We start from the raw sequence: 20,237 nt of genomic DNA on the forward strand, positions 1-20,237 counted from the left end.
CTATTGTGCTTGCACGCGCAGCTCGGCGGCTGAGCGACTTTGGTGGCCGAGCAGGGTATTCACATCGGCTGATTGGGGTTTGGCCAAATAGAACTGCGGGATCCAACGGTCGAAGTCCGCCAAAATCGCCTGCGCCCGATCGGAACCGGTCAGGGCCAAATGCTGATCAATCAGGCCCCGCAGGTGTTCCTGATGGATCGGCAGATCGGTCAATGGCACCGCTTCCACTAACTCCGGATTCACACGGCCGATAAAGTCGCCATCCTCATCCAGAATATAGGCAAAGCCGCCTGTCATGCCGGCGCCAAAGTTCACGCCGGTTTTCCCCAAAATCGCGACAATGCCGCCGGTCATGTATTCACAGGCGTTATCCCCTGCGCCTTCAATCACGGCAATGGTGCCCGAGTTACGTACCGCAAAACGTTCACCGGCTTTACCGGCCGCGAACAATTTGCCGCCAGTCGCCCCATACAGGCAGGTGTTGCCCATGATGGTGGCCTCGCTGGAGGCAAAGGCAGAACCTTGTGGCGGACGGATCACGATTTTCCCGCCCGTCATGCCTTTGCCGACGTAGTCATTGGCATCGCCGGTTAAGTGCAAATGCAAGCCGCCCGCGTTCCAGACGCCAAACGACTGGCCGGCGGTGCCGGTCAGGTGCAGCTCAATCGGGGAGGCCGCCATGCCTTGGTTGCCGTAACGCTTGGCTATTTCACCGGACAAGCGAGCCCCCACCGAGCGGTCGGTGTTGCGAATCGTCTTGTGCACCCTCGCGCCGCGGCGCGAGGCGATGGCAGGCAGCGCGGCATCCAACAGTTCAGCGTTGAGCATGGCCGGATCGAACGGGGTATTGGCTTCACTGCAATACAAGGTGTGGCCGCCGGGTGAGGCGACGGTGGCGAGTATCGGTGACAGATCCAGTTTGCTTTGCTTGGCAGTGTAGCCGTCAATCACGTCCAGTAAATCGGTGCGCCCGATCAGATCGGTGAGTTTTTCCACCCCGAGTTGGGCTAACAGCGCCCGGACTTCTTGCCCTAACCCGATGAAGTAATTCATCACTTGTTCCGGCAAGCCTTTGAAGAACTCGCGGCGCAAGGTGTCATCTTGGGTCGCGACCCCGGTTGCACAGTTGTTTAAATGACAAATACGCAGGTACTTACAGCCCAGTGCGACCATGGGGGCGGTGCCAAAGCCGAAGCTTTCCGCGCCGAGGATCGCGGCTTTGACCACGTCCAAACCGGTTTTGAGTCCGCCATCCACTTGCAGGCGGATCTTGTGGCGCAGGCCGTTGGCGACCAGTGCTTGTTGGGTTTCGGCCAGGCCTAATTCCCACGGGCTGCCGGCGTATTTCACTGAGGTCAGCGGGCTGGCGCCGGTGCCGCCGTCATAACCGGAGATGGTGATCAGATCGGCATAGGCTTTGGCCACGCCGGTTGCAATCGTGCCGACACCGGGCTCGGACACCAGTTTGACCGACACCATGGCGTCCGGGTTGATTTGTTTGAGATCGAAGATCAGCTGGGCCAAGTCTTCAATCGAGTAAATGTCATGGTGCGGTGGCGGCGAGATCAAGGTGACGCCCGGCACGGCATAGCGCAGTTTGGCGATTTCTGTGGTGACTTTGTGGCCGGGCAGCTGACCGCCTTCACCGGGCTTGGCGCCTTGGGCGACTTTGATTTGAATGACATCGGCATTGACCAAGTAATGCGGTGTCACGCCAAATCGGCCGGATGCCACCTGCTTGATGCGCGAATTACGCTCGCTGTTGAAGCGTCGCGGATCTTCCCCGCCTTCGCCAGAGTTGGAAAAGCCGCCTAAGCGGTTCATGGCAATGGCGAGGGCTTCATGGGCTTCGGGGCTTAACGCGCCAATGGACATGGCGGCAGAGTCAAAGCGTTTGTACAGCTCGGTAGCGGCTTCCACTTGCTCAATGGCAATCGGTGACGTGTCGCTTTTTAGTCGCATCAAATCCCGGATGGCGGCGACCGGACGCGTATTGACCTGGTCGGCAAAGCGTAAGTAATCCTGATACTCACCGGATTTCACCGCCCGTTGCAAGGTGGTGACCACGTCGGGGTTATAGGCATGGAACTCACCGCCGTGCACATACTTGAGCAGGCCGCCGTGATCGATCGGTTTGCGTTTGAGCCACGCTTTGCGCGACAGGTTAATTAAGTCTTGCTGGAAGTCGGCAAAGTCCGCCCCTTGGATGCGGCTGGCGACCCCGTTAAAGCAGAGGTCTACCACGTCATCATGTAAACCGACTGCTTCAAACAGCATGGCGCAACGGTAGGAGGCGATGGTGGAAATCCCCATCTTAGACATGATTTTAAACAAGCCTTTGTTAATGCCGTTGCGGAAATTCACCATCACATCCCGGTAGGGCTGGGTGATGGCACCGCTGTCGACCAACTTGCCGAGTGACTCATACGCGAGGTACGGATAGACCGCGGTGGCGCCGAAGCCGAGTAATACCGCAAAGTGGTGCGGATCCCGTGCCGTGCCGGTTTCGATCACGATGTTGGCATCGCAACGCAGGTTGGTGTTGACCAGTCGCTGCTGTACGGCGCCGACCGCCATGGCGGCAGGTATGGGCAGTTTGTCGGGATCGATGCCGCGATCGGACAGGACCAATAACACGGTACCGCCGCGCACCAGTCGTTCGGCTTGGTCGCACAGGTCAACAATGGCTTGTTCTAGCCCTTTGTCGGCTGGCGAATAGTTGATATCCAGAATGCTGTTACGGTAGTACTGATCGTCCAGCTCGAGCAGCTGCACCAAATCCGAGTACAGCAGTACCGGCGAGGCAAACGCCACGCGGTAGGCATGGCCGTCGGTTTCGCAGAACACATTCATTTCCCGACCGATACAGGTGGCCAGTGACATCACGTGTTTTTCCCGCAACGGATCAATCGGCGGGTTGGTGACTTGTGCGAACATTTGACGGAAGTAATCAGTGACAGCGCGTTCTTTGGAAGACAGTACCGCCATCGGTGCATCATCCCCCATGGATCCCGTGGCTTCTTGGCCATTCTCGCCCATCACTTGCAGCACCTGTTCGACTTCTTCGCGGTTCATCGCGAACAGTTTTTGGTAGGTGCTGAGCTCGGTATCGGTGAACGAGCGGCTGCCTACCTGATCACTGCCCAAGTCTTCAAACGGGATCAGACGTTTCACGTGGCTGTCGAGCCATTCTTTATACGGATGGCGACCCATGAGTTCGTGATCAATGTCGGCAGAGTGCCAGATTTTGCCGAACTTGGTGTCGATCACCAGTAATTCACCGGGGCCGACACGGCCTTTTTCGGCCACTTCATCCGGGCCGTAGTCCCAAATACCGATCTCGGAGGCGAGGGTGATCAGCTTATCTTTGGTGATCACATAACGGGCCGGCCGCAGGCCATTGCGGTCGAGGTTACAGGCGGCATAGCGGCCATCTGACATTACAATCCCGGCGGGGCCATCCCACGGTTCCATGTGCATGGAATTGAAATCATAAAAGGCACGCAGGCTTGGATCCATGTCGGGGTGGTTCTGCCATGCGGGCGGCACCAGCATGCGCATGGCACGGAATAAATCCATGCCGCCAGCTAAAAACAGTTCCAGCATGTTATCGAGGCTGGAGGAATCAGAGCCGGTTTCATTGACGAATGGGGCGGCGGTTTGCAGATCCGGCAGCAGTGGCGAGGCAAACTTGTACGCGCGGCCTCGTGCCCATTGGCGGTTACCGGCAATGGTATTGATCTCCCCGTTGTGGGCGAGATAGCGGAACGGTTGGGCGAGTGGCCAGCGGGGTTGGGTGTTGGTGGAAAAACGCTGGTGGAACAAACAAATGGACGACTCGAGGCGAATGTCGCCTAAATCACAGTAAAAACGCGGTAAGTCAGCGGGCATGCACAGCCCTTTGTAGACCGTCACTTGGGTGGAGAGGCTACAGATATAGAAGTCGGGGTCGCGTGAGATACGTTTTTCGATCCGGCGGCGGGCGATATACAGTCGACGGTCGATATCTCGAGGCTTCCAGCCAGCGGGCGCATTGATGAACACGTGTTCGATATTGGGGAGCGTATCCGCTGCAATCGGACCCAGCACGCTGGGCGTGATGGGCACTTCTCGCCAGCCCACCAGCGACAGGGTTTCTTTCGCCAATTCCTCTTGAATGACCGTGCGGGCTTGTTCGGCGAGCACGGGATCTTGACTCAGAAAGATCATCCCGACCGCAAACTCGCGTGACAGTTTCCAGCCTTTTTCTTCGGCGACGATGCGGTAGAAGCGATCCGGCTTTTTCATCAATAAGCCACAGCCATCACCGGTTTTGCCGTCGGCGGCGATCCCGCCGCGGTGGGTCATGCGATCAAGGGCGGAAATGGCGGTGCGAACAAGCTTGTGGCTGGTTTCGCCTTCAATGTGGGCAATTAAGCCGAAACCACAATTATCTTTTTCCCGAGTGGGATCATACAGTGTCATGAAACTCTCCCTGGCGTCTGCTTCACTCAAGCAGTGTGGCTGTTGTTGCAGCCATCCTCGCAGTGCGCGCGTCGGTCATACTCCCTCGCTGAACCCGAGTGGCCTGCCAGTGGCGCAGGCGGGAAAAGGTCAGCGGCGTACGGGCATACCGCGGCATTTAGCGTTTTTTACGTTAAACACTATTTACAAAAAGGTCAAATAATCATCAGTCCACTAATGCGGAATTGATGCAGTATTGATGTTTGTGTCGTAAAGGTGTGACTCAATACGTTGAACGCAGAGGACGAAAAAGGTGATTTTTTCCCCGCGGATAACAGACAGTACCGCTAAGTATGGCGGTGAAATGCGGCGGGATGGGAGGTGGAAGCGAAAAAAAACCGACTCAGTGAGTCGGTTTTGAGAATGTCATGCTCGACGGCTTGTGCGCGAGCGATGCTAATGGCAGCGATTAGGCATTAGACAGCATCAGTGAATCGGCTTTGGCTTCAAGGTGGGTATTCCCCATCAAGAAGGCATCGATATCACGGGCACATTCACGGCCTTCGTTGATACAACGTACGACCAATGACTGGCCAGTACGCATATCACCGGCGGCAAACACGCCTTTCTGGTTGGTGGCAAAGCCGGTGGTCGCGACATTACCGCGGTCATCCAGCGCGATATCCAACTGCGCCAAGACGCCCGTTGGCTCTGGGTGCAGGAAGCCCATGGCCAAGAAGGCCAAATCACACGGAATGATACGCTCAGAGCCCGCCACTTCGGTAAACCCTGGACGCTCGCCCGGTGCAGCCTCATTCCACTGAATATCGGCAATACGCAACGCTTTCACGTTACCGTCTTCATCGCCGATGAATTCCTTGGTCAGAATATTCCAGTGACGCTCACACCCTTCCTCGTGCGAGGTCGAGGTTTTCATGATCATCGGGTATGACGGCCAAGGCTGATTCACTGGACGCTTTTCCGGTGGGATCGGCATGATTTCGACTTGTGTGATGCTGGTGGCACCGTGACGGTTCGAGGTACCGACACAGTCAGAGCCGGTATCACCGCCCCCAATCACCACCACGTGCTTGCCGTTGGCATGGATTTCGTCTGTTTTCAGATCCATGTCGTTGGCGCGGCGGTTGTTCTGTGCGAGGAATTCCATCGCAAAATGCACGCCCTTGAGCTCACGGCCCGGGATCGGCAGGTTACGCGGCACCGTTGAGCCGCCCGTTAGCAGTACCACATCAAAGTCCTGACGAAGTTGACGGGCATTGATGTTCACACCCACGTGGGCATTCACTTCAAACTGTACGCCAGCCGCTGCCATGAGGTCGATTTTACGATCAATGATGTCCATGCCGAGTTTGAAATCCGGGATACCAAAACGCAGCAATCCCCCGACTTTCTCGTCACGCTCAAACACGGTCACGGTGTGACCGGCGCTGTTGAGCTGCTCTGCCGCCGCCAGCCCGGCGGGGCCTGAACCGATGATCGCCACGGTTTTACCGGTGCGAGAACGTGGCGATTTCGGCTTGGCGTAGCCTTCACGGTACGCCGTTTCCACGATGGTTTTTTCAATGTTACAGATGGTGATCGGGTCTTGATTGATCCCGAGCACACAGCCACTTTCACACGGCGCAGGGCATACGCGGCCGGTAAATTCCGGGAAGTTATTAGTGGAACTCAAAATGTTCCACGCTTCTTCCCAGCTGTCACGGTAGACCGCATCATTAAACTCAGGAATGATGTTGCCGATCGGACAGGCGTTGTGACAGAACGGGACACCACAATCCATGCAGCGTGATGCCTGTGTGTTGATCTTGTCACCGAACTCGGTGTTCAGAACAAACTCTTTGTTATCCTGAATACGTACGCTGGGATCCAGCTTCTTTGGCAGTTCACGGCCAAATTCTAAAAATCCTGTAGGCTTACCCATTGACGGCCTCCAACTCTTCCTTGTTTTCTGCTTCCGCTTTACGCTTCTGTAGTACGGCCTTGTAATCCCTTGGCATCACTTTCACGAGGCTCTGAAGGTTTGCTTCAAAGTTGTCGAGGAAAGTTTGCGCCACCGTACTGCCGGTAAGGGCTGCGTGCTTGTTGAGCATCGCGTGTACGAGCTCGCGATCTTCTTGTTCGATCGGGTCCAAGTCCACCAGCTCTGGGTTGAGTTTGGTTTCAAAGTCTTGGAACTGATCCCAGACATACGCGACACCGCCACTCATGCCCGCGGCAAAGTTACGGCCGGTTTGACCGAGAATGATCGCCACGCCACCGGTCATATATTCACACCCGTGATCACCGATCCCTTCGACGACCACTTTGGCACCCGAGTTACGCACACAGAAGCGCTCACCGGCGAGGCCACGAATGTAAGACTCACCGGAGGTCGCGCCGTAGAAACAGACGTTACCCACCACGATGTTGTCTTCCGGTACGATGTCAGACTGGGCATCCGGGTAGAGTACTAAGGTACCGCCCGACAGGCCTTTACCCCAATAGTCGTTGGCATCGCCTTCGACTTCAAAGTGTACGCCTTTACTCAGGAAGGCACCGAAGCTTTGTCCTGCTGAGCCTTTGAACTTCACGGTCATTGGCTGTGGCAGGCCATTGTCTTTGTAGATCTTCGAGATCTCGTTAGACAGCATGGTGCCGGCGCTGCGGTCAGTGTTGATAATGTTGAATTCGGCATTCACGGCTTTGCCTTCATACAGAGCAGGGGCCGCGGCTTTGATCAACTGACGGTCAAGCACGTTTTCCAAGTTATGATCTTGCTCGCGCTGGTTGTATACGCCATCTTCGTCACGCGCAGGCTCAACAAAGAGTACTGGGCTGAGATCCAGGTTCTTGTACTTCCAGTGGCCGATATCATCACGGATTTTCAGTTTCTTCGATTGGCCGACCATCTCATCAATGGTGCTAAAGCCCAACTCTGCCATGATTTCACGCAGACCTTCAGCCATGTATTGGAAGAAGGTGACGACGTCATCCACGCGGCCGTCGAAACGCTCACGCAGGGTCTTGTTCTGGGTCGCGATGCCGACAGGACAGGTATTCTTGTGACACTTACGCATCATGATACAGCCTTCCACGACCAAGGCGGCGGTGGCGACACCCCATTCCTCAGCACCCAACAGGGTCGCAACCGCAAGGTCACGCGGGGTTTTCATCTGGCCATCAGACTGCACAACGATACGGTTACGCAGGCCGTTTTTCAGCAATGTCTGGTGCGTTTCGGCCAAGCCCAGCTCCCACGGTAGACCCGTGTGACGGATAGAGGACATTGGCGAGGCACCGGTACCGCCATCGAAACCGGCGATCAAAACAACATCCGCTTTGGCTTTGGCCACACCGGAGGCGATGGTGCCGACACCGGCTTCGGATACCAGCTTCACGTTAACGCGGCCAGCACGGTTCGCATTTTTCAGATCGTAGATCAGCTGGGCCAAATCTTCGATCGAGTAAATGTCGTGGTGCGGCGGTGGTGAAATCAGCCCGACCCCCGGGGTGGAGTGACGGGTTGCCCCGATCCAGTCATCGACTTTGTCACCCGGTAGCTGACCGCCTTCACCCGGCTTCGCGCCTTGCGCCATTTTGATTTGGATCTCATCGGCGTTGGTGAGGTAGTAAGAGGTCACACCGAAGCGGCCTGAGGCCACCTGTTTGATGGCAGAACGCTCCCAGTCACCGTTGTCTTTTTTCTCAAAGCGGATTGGGTCTTCACCGCCTTCACCGGAGTTCGATTTCGCGCCAATGCGGTTCATGGCCACGGCAAGCGTGGAGTGCGCTTCGTACGAGATCGAACCAAAGCTCATGGCACCGGTTGCAAAACGCTTGAGAATACTTTCAATCGGCTCCACCTCGTCCAGTGGAATTGAGCCGGCTGGGTTTTTAATGAACTCAAGCTGGCTACGCAGTGTGGCCGCATCGTCACCTTGCGAATCCACGGCATGGCAGTATTGCTTGAATTGGTCGTAATCTTTTTCGCGGGTCGATTGTTGCAATAACGAGATCGTTTCAGGGTTGAACAGGTGCTTTTCACCACGCTGTTTCCACTGATATACGCCGCCGACATCGAGCATTTGAACCGGAATTTCACGGGTCGGGTAACCGGTACGGTGACGGATCAACACTTCTTTGGCGATGTCATCGATGGTCAGGCCCTGAATACGCGAGACGGTACCGGTGAAGTACTTGTCGACCACGGCTTTGCTGATCCCCAAGGCTTCAAAAATTTGCGCGCCATGGTATGACTGCAGGGTGGAAATGCCCATCTTCGAGAAGATTTTCAGCAGGCCGCCGTTCACGCCTTTACGGTAGTTATTGAACAGCGCATCAGTCGACAACTCTGGGTCAAGCTTGCGTTTCTTCTGCAAGTCGACCAGTGTTTCGGTCACCAAGTATGGGTTAACCGCGTTGGCACCGTAGCCCACCAAGGTGGCAAAGTGGTGCGTTTCGCGGGCATCACCGGTTTCAACCACGATGTCACACTTGGCACGTAGGCCTTTGCGGATCAGGTGGTGGTGTACCGCGCCGACTGCCAGCATCGCGGGAATGGCCGCATGGTTAGAGTTTACCGCACGGTCTGTCAGGATAATGATTGAGTAGCCGTCGTTCACGGCATCTTCGGAGTACTGACAGATACGCTTGAGCGCACGCTCGAGCTTGCCGGCTTCACCGCTGGCACGGAACACGATATCCAGTGTCTTGGCTTGCAGGTGCTCGTTGTCGATGGCGCGCAGTTTTTCCAGCTCGGCATTTGACAGAACCGGCGATTCCAGCTCAACCTTTTGGCAGTGCTCAGGGGTTTCGGTCAGCAGGTTCTGATCTTTACCCAAGTAGGTGTTGAGTGACATCACCATGCGCTCACGGATCGGGTCGATCGGTGGGTTGGTGACCTGCGCAAACAGCTGCTTGAAGTAGTTAGACAGGTGCTGTGACTGGTGAGACAGCACGGCCAATGGCCAGTCGGCCCCCATGGCACTTAACGGTTCATAACCGGTTTTGGCTAGCGGGACGATAATTTCGTTCACTTCTTCCGAGCTGACACCGAAGGCTTGTTGATGATGCAACAAACGTTCTGGTGTTGGCTGGTGGTGCATGTTGTCAGCATCTGGTAGCGACTTGAGTGTCAGCAGGTTGTCTTTTACCCACTGCTCATACGGCTGCGCGGTTGCGATGCTGTCTTTGACTTCTTCGTCAGAGATGATGCGACCTTGCTCCAGATCGGCAACAAAGATTCGGCCTGGTTGCAAACGGCCACGGAACTGGACGTTTTCAGGGGCAATTTCGACCACGCCAGATTCCGATGCCATGATCAAGAAATCATCTTTGGTTACGGTATAGCGGGAAGGGCGCAGACCGTTACGGTCAAGGGTTGCCCCCACTTGTACGCCATCGGTGAAACAGACGGAGGCTGGGCCATCCCACGGTTCCATCACGTTAGCATGGTACTGGTAGAAGGCACGGCGTTTCGGATCCATGCTGGTGTTTTCTTGCCATGCTTCGGGGATCAGCATCATCAGCGCATGCGGCAGGCTACGGCCTGACAGCACTAATAGCTCAAGTGCCATGTCGAAGTTGGAGGAGTCGGAGCTGCCTTCCTGACAGATCGGCAACAGCATGTCGATTTCTTGCTGGCTGAACAGATCGGATTCTAAAATCGCTTCACGCGCTTTCATCCAGTTCAGGTTGCCACGAACGGTATTAATTTCACCGTTGTGCGCGATGTAACGGAAAGGCTGGGCCAAGCGCCAACGTGGGAAGGTGTTGGTCGAAAAACGGGAGTGGACAAGTGCCAGCGCCGTGACCATGCTCGGATTTTGCAAATCGAGGAAGTATTGCGGTACCTGCTCGGTAGTGAGCTGGCCTTTGTAGACCAAGGTTTTGTATGACAGTGAGTTGATGTAGAAGTCATCACCGATGTTCGACACGCTCTCAAGGCATACGCGCACGGTGTAGTTACGCAAGACGTACAGTTTGCGTTCTAATACCGCGGGATCAAGGTTAGGACCGCCGCTGATGAAGACATGTTCGAACTGTGGTTCGGTGCTGAGCGGATCTTCCCCAATCATGGAGTTGTCGACCGGGAGTACACGGTAGCCAATGACGTCGAGATCGAGGCGTTTGGCATTGCGTTCAAGGATATCGCGGCACTGCTGACGTTTGTATTCGTCTTTAGGGAACAGTACGACACCGACACCGTATTGGCTGAAGGCCGGCAAGCGAATACCCAGTTTAACGGTTTCCTCTAGCAGGAATTCATGCGGTTTCTGTAGGAGAATACCGGCACCATCACCACTGCATGGATCGCAGCCTTGACCACCGCGGTGTTCCATTCGCGCAAGCATATCAAGGGCTTGGGTGACTATGTCGTGGGATTTACGGTTCTTTAAATGGGCCACAAAGCCGATGCCACAGGCATCGTGCTCCAGTTCAGGCACATAAAGTCCCTGAGCATTCAGCTCTTGATCTGTCATAGATACTTCCTTCCAGTTTCAACAGGCAACAATCCACGCGCCTGAGTTATCCCTAATTCTGTATGACATCGTTCAGCGACCTACAACGGACTCCTGTCCGGCAGTGAACGATGGGTTTGCTGTGGGATGATGTTGACTATCAATAGCAAACTAAACTCTGTAGCACTCATGCTCTGGTATGCAAAAGCACTACAGTTTTGAGGGGTTGCGACATATTTCACTTTATAAATAAGGAATTTAGTCACAATTGTTGTTCATAAATTGCACACAGCTGTAACTATCCTACATTTTTGATTTATTAATTACCAACAAAATATACCCATTGCCGTGCAGTAATTGGACAGGCGGGTGAATTAAACACCGGGTGCGGTGGGTAATTATTCGATAACGGTTTTCATTTTGAATAATCCGGCGCAAAAGCCTTGCTGAATGCAGGGTTTTGGCGGATTGCAGAACAAAACACGGGCAGATGAAGTATGTTGCTTATTTTCATTCCATCTTTCGTGTCTTCCCCCCTGACTTTTTACCACTTCGTGCCCTTTTTTTTGCTTTTGCACAACAAAAGCCCCCTTGAAGGGTGCTAACCTTTGCCGCTTTTTTCGACACCCTTTTCGAACCCCCCTCTACTTCACTAGGTGACAAGATGCAATTGCATGAACTCGTAAATACCTTTGGTCAGGACTTACAGCGTCGTTATGGCGAGAAAGTGCATAAGTTGACACTGCACGGTGGATTTACCTGCCCGAACCGCGATGGCACGATTGGCCGTGGAGGCTGCACCTTTTGTAACGTGGCGTCGTTTTCGGATGAGCAGGCGCAGTTTAAGCCAGTGACGGAGCAATTGGCGCAACGCGCAGGGGAAGTAAATCGAGCGAAGCGCTATTTGGCGTATTTTCAGGCCTACACCAGCACGTATGCAGAAGTGCAGACGCTTAAAGCCATGTATGAAGAAGCGTTGGCGGCGGCTGACATTGTGGGGTTGTGTGTCGGTACGCGCCCTGACTGCGTACCGGATGCGGTACTTGAGCTTTTGGCCGGTTACCAGCAACAAGGCTATGAGATTTGGTTGGAGTTAGGTTTGCAGACCGCCAACGACAAAACGTTGAAGCGTATCAATCGTGGGCATGATTTTGACTGTTATGCGCGTATTACCCAACGTGCCCGTGCGATGGGACTGAAAGTGTGTGCCCATCTGATTGTCGGGCTGCCAGGAGAAACGCAAGAGGATAACTTGGACACTATTCGCCGGACGGTGGCTGTCGGTGTGGATGGCATTAAACTGCACCCGTTGCACATTGTGGAAGGCAGTATCATGGGCTTGTCATGGAAAGCGGGGCGCTTGAGCGAGTTAAGCTTGGAAACGTACACCGAGATTGCGTCTGAGATGATCCGATTAACGCCCCCCGACGTCGTCTTCCATCGCGTATCGGCAACGGCACGTCGTCCGACCTTATTGGCGCCGATGTGGTGTGAAAATCGCTGGTTAGCGATGACAGAAATTGGCCGTAATTTGGATGCACAAGGTGGTCAGGGTCACGCATTGAATACGCCGTTTGTGTATCAACCGGTGTGTCCGCCAACCGTTAAATAGGGCTGGGTGACAGGCCATATGCCAGCGTGTGATGCGGCATAGTGATTGTTTTATAAAATGTGGTAGATTACGCCTAATTTTACGCTTCAATGACATGTTATGCCTTTTTCTCTCCTCGAACACGCCCCATTGCGTTCCGTATTTCGCTCATTGTTGACGTCATGGCGGCGACGGTCTCGCCGCCTGATGACCGTCGTTTCTGTGCCGTCCTCTATATGGGGATGGTTGGCGTGCTTTTTGGGTTTTGCATCCCCCGTTACTCGCGCCGCCGATGTGGCAGGCTATGTCGATAACCCTGTTTTCGTGAGTGCCTTTTTACTGGTGTTGATGGCAATGTGTGGCGCGTTGATGGCGGTGCTATTGCACCACATTGATGTGCGTTCCTTTCGTCAATTACAGGGATTATTACGGCGCATGCCGATCGCCGCGGTGATCATTCGCCAGAAAGACGGCCAATTGATTTACTGCAACCCGTTGTGCCGTGAATTATTGGGGGCGCGAAAACTCAATGGCCGTTACCTCTATCCTGAACACCTCAGTGCCGCGACGGTGTACGACTTCTTGCGGCCTTATGCCGCCCAACCCGATGGATTTCATCATGTGAGTGATGAAATTTTTCTCGCCCAAGGTAAGCGTTTGCCGCTGTCTATCTCAGGACAATCGCTGAGCAGTCATTGGCAACGCTGTTGGTTATTGTTCATTGAAAAAGAGAAGCCTATTCATGTAGAGCAGGATAAGCTCGAGCAAGATCAACGGGTTTTCCAGCAGGTGCTGAACTCGTTGTCTGAATTGGTGTATTACCAAGATAAATCGGGTGCCTTGATGGGCACGAATAAAGCGTTTGACCGTTTTTGGCGCGGTCGCTTTGACGAGGGGATTGATCATGATGGTAATCAGGATCAGAGCCGTTATGCCCCTTCGCATACGTGGACAACCGCACCGGATGGATCGAGCCGGTTGTTAGAAACCAAGCGCAATTTATTGGTGGATGATCACGGGGAAGTGATTGGCACCTTGAGTTTGTCGCATGATGTGACCGAGTGGCACGACATGCAAGAAGTGCTCAAAAGTGAAATTGAAAAGCGCGAGATCACCGAGCAGGAATTGGCACAGCGCAATACCTTGTTGGATACCATTTTGAGTGCCAGCCGCGATCCTATTGTGCTGTATAACGAACATGAAGTGTATGTGGGCTGTAATGAGGCGTTTGCGAAATCACTGGGCCACACACCACAGAGCTTATTAGGGAAGACCGCTCAGGAGGTGCTGAACCCAGAGTTGTTGGCGTTTTCCCGTCAGGCCGACAAAACGGTGATTCAGGATGGGATCAGCGTGAAAGCTGATGACTATGTGATCCTCGAAGACGGTACGCCGATTTGGTATGAAGTGCTGAAATCCCCGTATCAAGATCCCACTGATGGTACCAAAGGGGTGCTTATGATGGCTCGTGACGTGACAGAACGAAAGATGGCCGAGCAGCAATTAGCGGATGCCATCATGGAGCTGCAAGAGCTAAGCTTCATAGATAGCCTGACCAAAGTGGCCAACCGCCGCAGTTTTGATGAGCAATTGCGTAAAATGTGGTTTGGTCATATTCGCGAGCAGCAGCCACTTACCTTGATTTTGTGTGATATCGATTATTTCAAAGCCTTCAATGATAACTACGGTCACCAACACGGTGATCTGGCGCTGCGGGAGGTGGCCCAAGTGCTGCGCAGTGTGATCCGTCGTGAAACCGATGAAGTTGCCCGTTACGGGGGGGAGGAATTTGCCTTTTTGCTGCCGAATACCCCACTAGAGGGCGGCGAGTTGATTGCCGATAAATTGCATCACGCGTTGGCCGAGAAGGGGATCATACACCGGTATTCGGATGTGGATGACAAGCTGACGGTCAGCTTGGGTATTGCCACATTAATCCCGCAACCGCATCAAGATTACGGCATGCTGGTGAAGCGAGCCGATATGGCGCTGTACCGTGCAAAAGCCGCCGGGCGTAATAGAAGTATGTCGATGACAGCCAGCGATGAATGCTGAGTGAGTGGAAAGCCTGCAATGCAGGCTTTTTTTATGTTATCGCGCGGTTAGCGATAATAATTGTGACCGTTAACAGGGAATTACGGGTGAGCCGCTTGGGCTTGAACGGTGTGTCATTTATGATGGATATAGCCATAATGATTAGGAATAAATAATGAAACAAATCAAAGTGCTGGCACAGTATTATGTGGACTTTTTGGTCAAGTTGGGCATCGTTCGCTTTAGTTTATTACTGGCCTTAGCCTTGGTTGTCTTGGCCGTGGTGGTGCAAGTGTTCGCCACCTGGATCTTGCAAGGCGAGGTGCATACCATCGACATTGTTCGCTCAGCGTTTTTTGGTTTGTTGTTCACCCCGTGGGCGGTCTACTTTTTATCGGTGGTGGTTGATCAACTGGAGGAGTCGCGTCAGCGATTATCCAAACTAGTGACCAAGCTGGAAGAGATGCGCTCGCGCGATATGCAGCTGAATAAGCAACTGAAAAAAAATATCACCCAGTTGAATTCGGAAATTGAAGAGCGGGAAAAAGCCGAGGAAGCGCGTCAGGAAGCGATGCAGGATCTCGAGAATGAAGTGTATGAGCGTGAAAAAGCCCAGATGGCGCTGGCGTCACAAAGTGCCTTGCTCAAATCTTTCTTGGATGCATCACCGGATTTGATTTACTACCGCAATGAAAAAGGCGTGTTCTCTGGCTGTAACCGTGCGATGGAAGAGTTGACCAGCCGGACGGAAAAAGAGTTGGTCGGCCTGACCCCGTGGGATGTCTACAGTGAAGATGTGGCGCGCAAAATTGCCGAAACCGATCAACAGGTGTTTGGAGACAGTGAGCCGCTGACTTACGAGCAGTGGTTGGAGTACCCGGACGGACGTAAAGCCATTTTTGAACTGCGTAAAGTCCCGTTTTATGGTCGCGATGGCCGTCGTTTAGGCTTGATGGGCTTTGGCCGTGATATTACCGAGCGCAAGCAATATCAAGATGCGCAAGAGAAAGCCAGCCAAGATAAAACGGCGTTTATCTCGACGATCAGCCATGAATTGCGTACACCGCTGAACGGCATTGTTGGCCTGAGCCGCATGTTGCTCGACAGCCCATTAGACGATGAACAGCGTGGCTACATGCGTACCATTTTGGTCAGTGCGATCACTTTGGGCAATATTTTCAATGACATTATCGACATGGATAAGTCGGATCGCCGCCGTTTGGAATTAATGCCTAAGCCCATCGACTTCAATGAGTTTGTCGATGAAGTCGGCAATATCTGCCATTTGATGGCGGAGCAAAAGGGACTGCGGTTTGATTTGGAGCGCTTAACCGCGTTGCCGAGTCATATTGAGGTCGACGGGACGCGCTTGCGCCAAGTGTTGTGGAATTTGATCAGCAATGCCACCAAGTTTACTAAAGAAGGCGGTGTGGTGATGTCGGTGATGTGTGAACACGACGAGACGCACGCCCACATTACGTTTGAGGTTGAAGACAGCGGCGTGGGGATCCCACAAAGTGAAATCGACAAGATTTTCGCCATGTATTATCAGGTGAAAGATGAGAACGACAATCTGCATGCTGTGGGTACCGGCATCGGCCTGGCGGTTTCTCGTCAGTTAATGCAGATGATGGGCGGGGATATTACTGCCTGTTCTGATGTCGGCGAAGGCAGTACCTTTACCGTGACCTTCACTGCCCCCTTGGTGGCGCAGGCTGAGGAAGAAGATGAAATGCCCGTCACGCCACAAGTGGGGCTGAACATCTTCATGGTGGAAGACATAGATCTGAACATCACGGTGGCGAAGGCCTTGCTGGAGAGTTTGGGTCACACGGTGACCGTTGCGATGCGCGGTGAAGAGGCATTGGCCATGTTCACGCCAGAGGCCTATAACTTGGTGTTACTCGACATTCAGTTGCCGGATATGACCGGGTTTGATATCGCGCAAACCTTGCGTGAACGCTATGCCACGCTGCCCCCGTTGGTCGCGTTAACCGCAAATGTGATCAATGATAAGAATGAGTACCTCGCGAAAGGCATGGATGATGCGCTAAGCAAGCCTTTGAGCGTGAAAGCCATTACCAATGTGATTCAAGAATTGGTGCTGACGTGCTCATTAGAGGATGCGCCATCCACCCCAACCAGCGAGGCACCGCAAGAGGCTGACGTGACGTTTAGCGATGAGATCGTCAATACCTTATTGGATCTCGAGATGCTCACGTCGTACGTAGAGATTGTCGGGCCACAACCGGTGTATGACAGCATCAAGATGTTTGAAGAAAAGATGCCGGAGTACATCGCCATTTTGGACTCGAACATGACAGCCAAAGATCAGGATGGCATCAAGTTTGAAGCGCATAAAATCAAAGGGGCTGCGGGCTCTATAGGTTTGAAACACATTCAGCAAGTCGCGCAGAAAGCGCAATCACCGGAATTACCGGCCTGGTGGGAAAACATCAACGATTGGGTCGATGAAATCAAACATGGCTACCAAGATGATTTACGGGTACTCAAAGAATGGTTAGCCCAGCAAGAGAGGACGTGATGAGCCAGAGAAGACAGCAACGATGGACGCGATTCGCTTACGCCATCAGTGGCGTGGCATTGGTGACGCTGGTGGGGTGTGACGCGGCGAAAAAGCCGACGTCTCCCGTCGTAGAGCCAACGGCTGAGCAGGCTGCAACGCCTGCCAGTGAGGCTGATACCACCCCTGTGCAGTTACCGCATGCGGTCGATATGTGGCAATCTCCAGAGCAGATAGTGCTCGGAAAGGTGCCGCTGCATTTGGGCACCGAGCTATGGCTGAACAGTATGCCGGTGATTGGGGATGACGGGGCGAACCCAGCCCGTAAATTGTTTGCGTCGATTCGTCTGCTCGCGGCCGATCATCAAGCGCTACCGAAAGGCGTGGCGATCACGCAGGTGTTGCTTGAGCAAGGGGAGCAGCAATGGTTGGTGCAACAGCAATTGGATATTCGCCATGACGGAAACAAAAGCGTGGAAGTGGCCTTGCGCGGGGGGCCAGAATGGCAACCTGACAGTCAGGTGAATGTGGCGGTGACTGTGCTGTACCAAGGGCAAGAGCATGTCGTGATTCAAAAGCAGGTCGTGATTAGCCAAGTGTTTTAACGTGTTGCAATGCTGAATGACGACAGCCGCTAATCGACACAACAAACACAACAAACACAACAAAAAAAGAAGGCGCCCAATGGGCGCCTTCTTTATTCGATTCACAGATAAGCGAGTGGCTTATTCTTCTTCTAGATCACCACAAAAGCGGTAACCTTCACCGTGGATCGTTGCGATGATCTCTGGGGTATCAGCAACCGATTCAAAGTGCTTACGGATACGACGAATGGTCACATCCACAGTACGGTCATGCGGCTTCAGCTCACGACCTGTCATTTTCTTCAGCAGTTCAGCACGGGTCTGGATCTTGCCTGGGTTTTCACAGAAGTGAAGCAGGGCACGGAACTCAGAGCGTGGCAGTTTGAACTGATCACCGCTTGGGCTAACCAGTGAACGGCTGTTGATTTCGAGTGACCAGCCATTGAACTCGTAACGCTCAACCAGACGCTTGTCTTCCGTTGGTAGGCCTTGGTTCATCGCACGGGTCAGTAGGTTACGTGCACGGATTGTCAGTTCACGAGGGTTGAACGGTTTTGTGATGTAGTCATCCGCACCGATTTCAAGACCTAGGATCTTATCTACTTCGTTATCACGACCTGTTAGGAACATCAGTGCCATGTCGCCTTGCTCGCGCAGTTCGCGGGCTAGCAATAGGCCATTTTTACCTGGTAGGTTGATATCCATGATCACCAAGTGCACAGGATGCTCAGACAGCATCTGGTGCATTTCAGCGCCGTCATTGGCTTCAAATACCGTGTAACCTTCAGCTTCAAAGATGCTCTTCAGGGTGTTACGTGTTACGTGCTCGTCTTCTACAATTAGAATGTGAGGGGTTTGCATTGGCAGTACCTAAGTTCAAAAAACGGACTCTGATCAAAAGCAGAATCGTTAAATTCTATAAAAAAATTCACATACAGGAAAAGTCTTGATCAAAATGCAGGTTAAATCGCATTGAACTCTCCTGTTTGGTACGCCATCCATTTATTCAGACCTTCATTGCGTGAAGGTATAATCCTGAAAAAGCCCCTATTCTAGGGCATTGGCTACAATCTCCATGGGATGGCGGCAATTGTATTCACTTAACAGCTCTCTAACAATATTCGGCGATTGTTTCGGAGCAGCTATTATGCGTTTTGTTGATTTATATCAAACAGGATGAAGTGTATTACGATTCCACACTTTGTGTAACATTCGCTACAAAAAAACGCATCGCATCCAAGGTGTGACGGCAGAACTGTGAACAACTTTCGCTGTCGTGTAGCCCCTCGTCGATGCTTATTAAGCATGAGTAACACCCTGTTTACCCTTGCCTTTCAATTCTAACAGTATTTGTGCCGACCTGCATGGTTCTTCGCAACAATATCGACTGTTTGGTAGCGATAAAATGCGATGAAGCCGGAATATTCAGCGGTTTGTTCTGGCGCGGTGTAACATTCTGTCTTCATTGCGTTTGAGTCATTGAGGAGACGAGCCTGCCGCGTGGGGGGACAAAGATTGGGTGATTGAGCGGAGTTTTTCTACACTTAATGAAGCAATGCGCCGACTGGCAATAGGAAGGGTGTGAGATGGATAAGAGCAAGGAGATGAAAGATTTAACCCCAGACTTGTGCGATCACTATGAGAACGAGGTCCGGTGGTTACCGTTGTCGTTGCAGAGTTACGGGGGACGCGATGTGTTTTTTGGCGAAACGGTGACATTACGCTGTTTTGAAGATAACAGCTTGGTCAGAGACATTGTGTCACGGCCGGGTAAAGGCAAGGTGTTATTCATTGACGGTCATGGCAGTAGCACGAAAGCCTTGTTGGGGGATCAATTGGCGTTGCTCGCGCAGCAAAACGGTTGGGAAGGCATTGTGGTGAATGGCGCAGTGCGTGATGTAGGGACGATTGCCACACTGGATCTGGGCGTGAAAGCCCTCAGTACGTGCCCCATTAAAACGGTGAAACGGCAAATGGGGGAAGAGAATGTGACCTTAACGGTGGCCGAGACGTTGATCTACCCGGGCGATATGCTGTACGCCGATCGTAATGGGGTGGTGTTTAGTCAGCAGCCGTTAGATTTGTCCGTGTTATAAGCCGCTTAAAACTTAAAACTTAAAGCCGATGCCCAATTGGTAGACTTGTTCAATGGCCTCGTAGTCCATGGTGGCATGCAGGTTGATACGCTCAGAAAATTCGTATTGGCTCGACACTTCCACCCCGAGTGTGGTGTCTCGATCTTGCGTTTCAGAGGTGACCGCACTTTGCAGACTCAGGCGGGATGTAAAGTGATACTTCACCCCTGACAGTAACCCTCGGCTGGCTGATTCTTTATCGTTGCCACTTTTGAGGCGCGTACTGAGGTACAGGGCAGTATTGTCGGTAAGGGCATAGGCATAGCCGCTGTCTATCTGCCACAGATCGAATTGCTCGGCGCCACGTGATTGAGACGACAGAAACCAGCCGGATGATGCGGGATCATCAGCTTTGAGTAAAAGGCTGTGTTCTGCTGCAGTTGTCGGAAATGCCACTACTAGCAGGGTTGCTGTGATTAGCTCCAAGCGCATGGATCACCTTCCCTGTTCGATTATGATTTATTT

Annotated in this window: 12 protein-coding genes; 5 read left to right on the plus strand and 7 right to left on the minus strand. The window is 53.0% G+C overall.

Features of this window, described 5'->3' with window-relative positions:
* The 4 genes from gltB (ACSF8W_RS18505) to ACSF8W_RS18520 form a co-directional block, all read right to left on the minus strand.
* Positions 1-4,464 (minus strand): glutamate synthase large subunit, encoded by a 4,464-nt coding sequence (gene gltB / locus ACSF8W_RS18505; RefSeq protein WP_500848639.1) that lies wholly within the window; start codon positions 4,462-4,464, stop codon positions 1-3.
* Positions 4,465-4,912: 448 nt separating this feature from the next.
* The gene (locus ACSF8W_RS18510; protein ID WP_500848640.1) at positions 4,913-6,385 is read right to left on the minus strand and encodes a glutamate synthase subunit beta; all 1,473 of its coding nucleotides are present in this window, start codon (positions 6,383-6,385) and stop codon (positions 4,913-4,915) included.
* Positions 6,378-10,925, minus strand: a complete 4,548-nt coding sequence (gene gltB / locus ACSF8W_RS18515) for a glutamate synthase large subunit (protein ID WP_500848641.1) — start codon at positions 10,923-10,925, stop codon at positions 6,378-6,380. The genes ACSF8W_RS18510 and gltB (ACSF8W_RS18515) overlap by 8 nt, the downstream gene beginning before the upstream one ends.
* Positions 10,926-11,302: 377 nt before the next feature.
* Complete coding sequence (locus ACSF8W_RS18520; RefSeq protein ID WP_500848642.1) at positions 11,303-11,482, minus strand: hypothetical protein; 180 nt, start codon at positions 11,480-11,482, stop codon at positions 11,303-11,305.
* 86 nt (positions 11,483-11,568) lie between these two features.
* Between ACSF8W_RS18520 and mnmL the strand changes: the two genes are divergently transcribed.
* From mnmL to ACSF8W_RS18540, 4 genes are all read left to right on the plus strand, one after another.
* Complete coding sequence (gene mnmL / locus ACSF8W_RS18525) at positions 11,569-12,516, plus strand: tRNA modification radical SAM protein MnmL/YtqA (RefSeq protein WP_500848643.1); 948 nt, start codon at positions 11,569-11,571, stop codon at positions 12,514-12,516.
* Between the two features lie 99 nt (positions 12,517-12,615).
* Positions 12,616-14,550 (plus strand): diguanylate cyclase domain-containing protein, encoded by a 1,935-nt coding sequence (locus ACSF8W_RS18530; protein ID WP_500848644.1) that lies wholly within the window; start codon positions 12,616-12,618, stop codon positions 14,548-14,550.
* Positions 14,551-14,704: 154 nt separating this feature from the next.
* The gene (arcB, locus tag ACSF8W_RS18535) at positions 14,705-17,074 is read left to right on the plus strand and encodes an aerobic respiration two-component sensor histidine kinase ArcB (protein ID WP_500848645.1); all 2,370 of its coding nucleotides are present in this window, start codon (positions 14,705-14,707) and stop codon (positions 17,072-17,074) included.
* On the plus strand, positions 17,074-17,658 hold the full coding sequence (locus tag ACSF8W_RS18540) for a hypothetical protein (protein WP_500848646.1): 585 nt from the start codon (positions 17,074-17,076) through the stop codon (positions 17,656-17,658). Before arcB ends, ACSF8W_RS18540 begins: the two co-directional genes overlap by 1 nt.
* Positions 17,659-17,778: 120 nt before the next feature.
* On the opposite strand, the gene arcA is transcribed toward ACSF8W_RS18540, so the two are convergent.
* Together arcA and ACSF8W_RS18550 are read right to left on the minus strand one after the other, a co-directional pair.
* Complete coding sequence (arcA, locus tag ACSF8W_RS18545) at positions 17,779-18,498, minus strand: two-component system response regulator ArcA (RefSeq protein ID WP_047874498.1); 720 nt, start codon at positions 18,496-18,498, stop codon at positions 17,779-17,781.
* Positions 18,499-18,977: 479 nt separating this feature from the next.
* Positions 18,978-19,103, minus strand: coding sequence for a hypothetical protein (locus tag ACSF8W_RS18550; RefSeq protein WP_500848647.1), 126 nt, complete (start codon positions 19,101-19,103; stop codon positions 18,978-18,980).
* A 138-nt stretch (positions 19,104-19,241) separates the two neighbouring features.
* On the opposite strand from ACSF8W_RS18550, the gene ACSF8W_RS18555 reads away from it, so the two are divergent.
* A complete protein-coding gene (locus ACSF8W_RS18555) occupies positions 19,242-19,733 on the plus strand; it encodes a putative 4-hydroxy-4-methyl-2-oxoglutarate aldolase (RefSeq protein WP_500848758.1) in 492 nt (163 codons plus the stop codon).
* 12 nt (positions 19,734-19,745) lie between these two features.
* Here ACSF8W_RS18555 and ACSF8W_RS18560 read toward each other — a convergent pair whose 3' ends face one another.
* Complete coding sequence (locus ACSF8W_RS18560; protein WP_500848648.1) at positions 19,746-20,204, minus strand: hypothetical protein; 459 nt, start codon at positions 20,202-20,204, stop codon at positions 19,746-19,748.
* Positions 20,205-20,237 lie beyond the last annotated feature (33 nt).

Source organism: Photobacterium sp. 270122K (genome assembly GCF_059941365.1).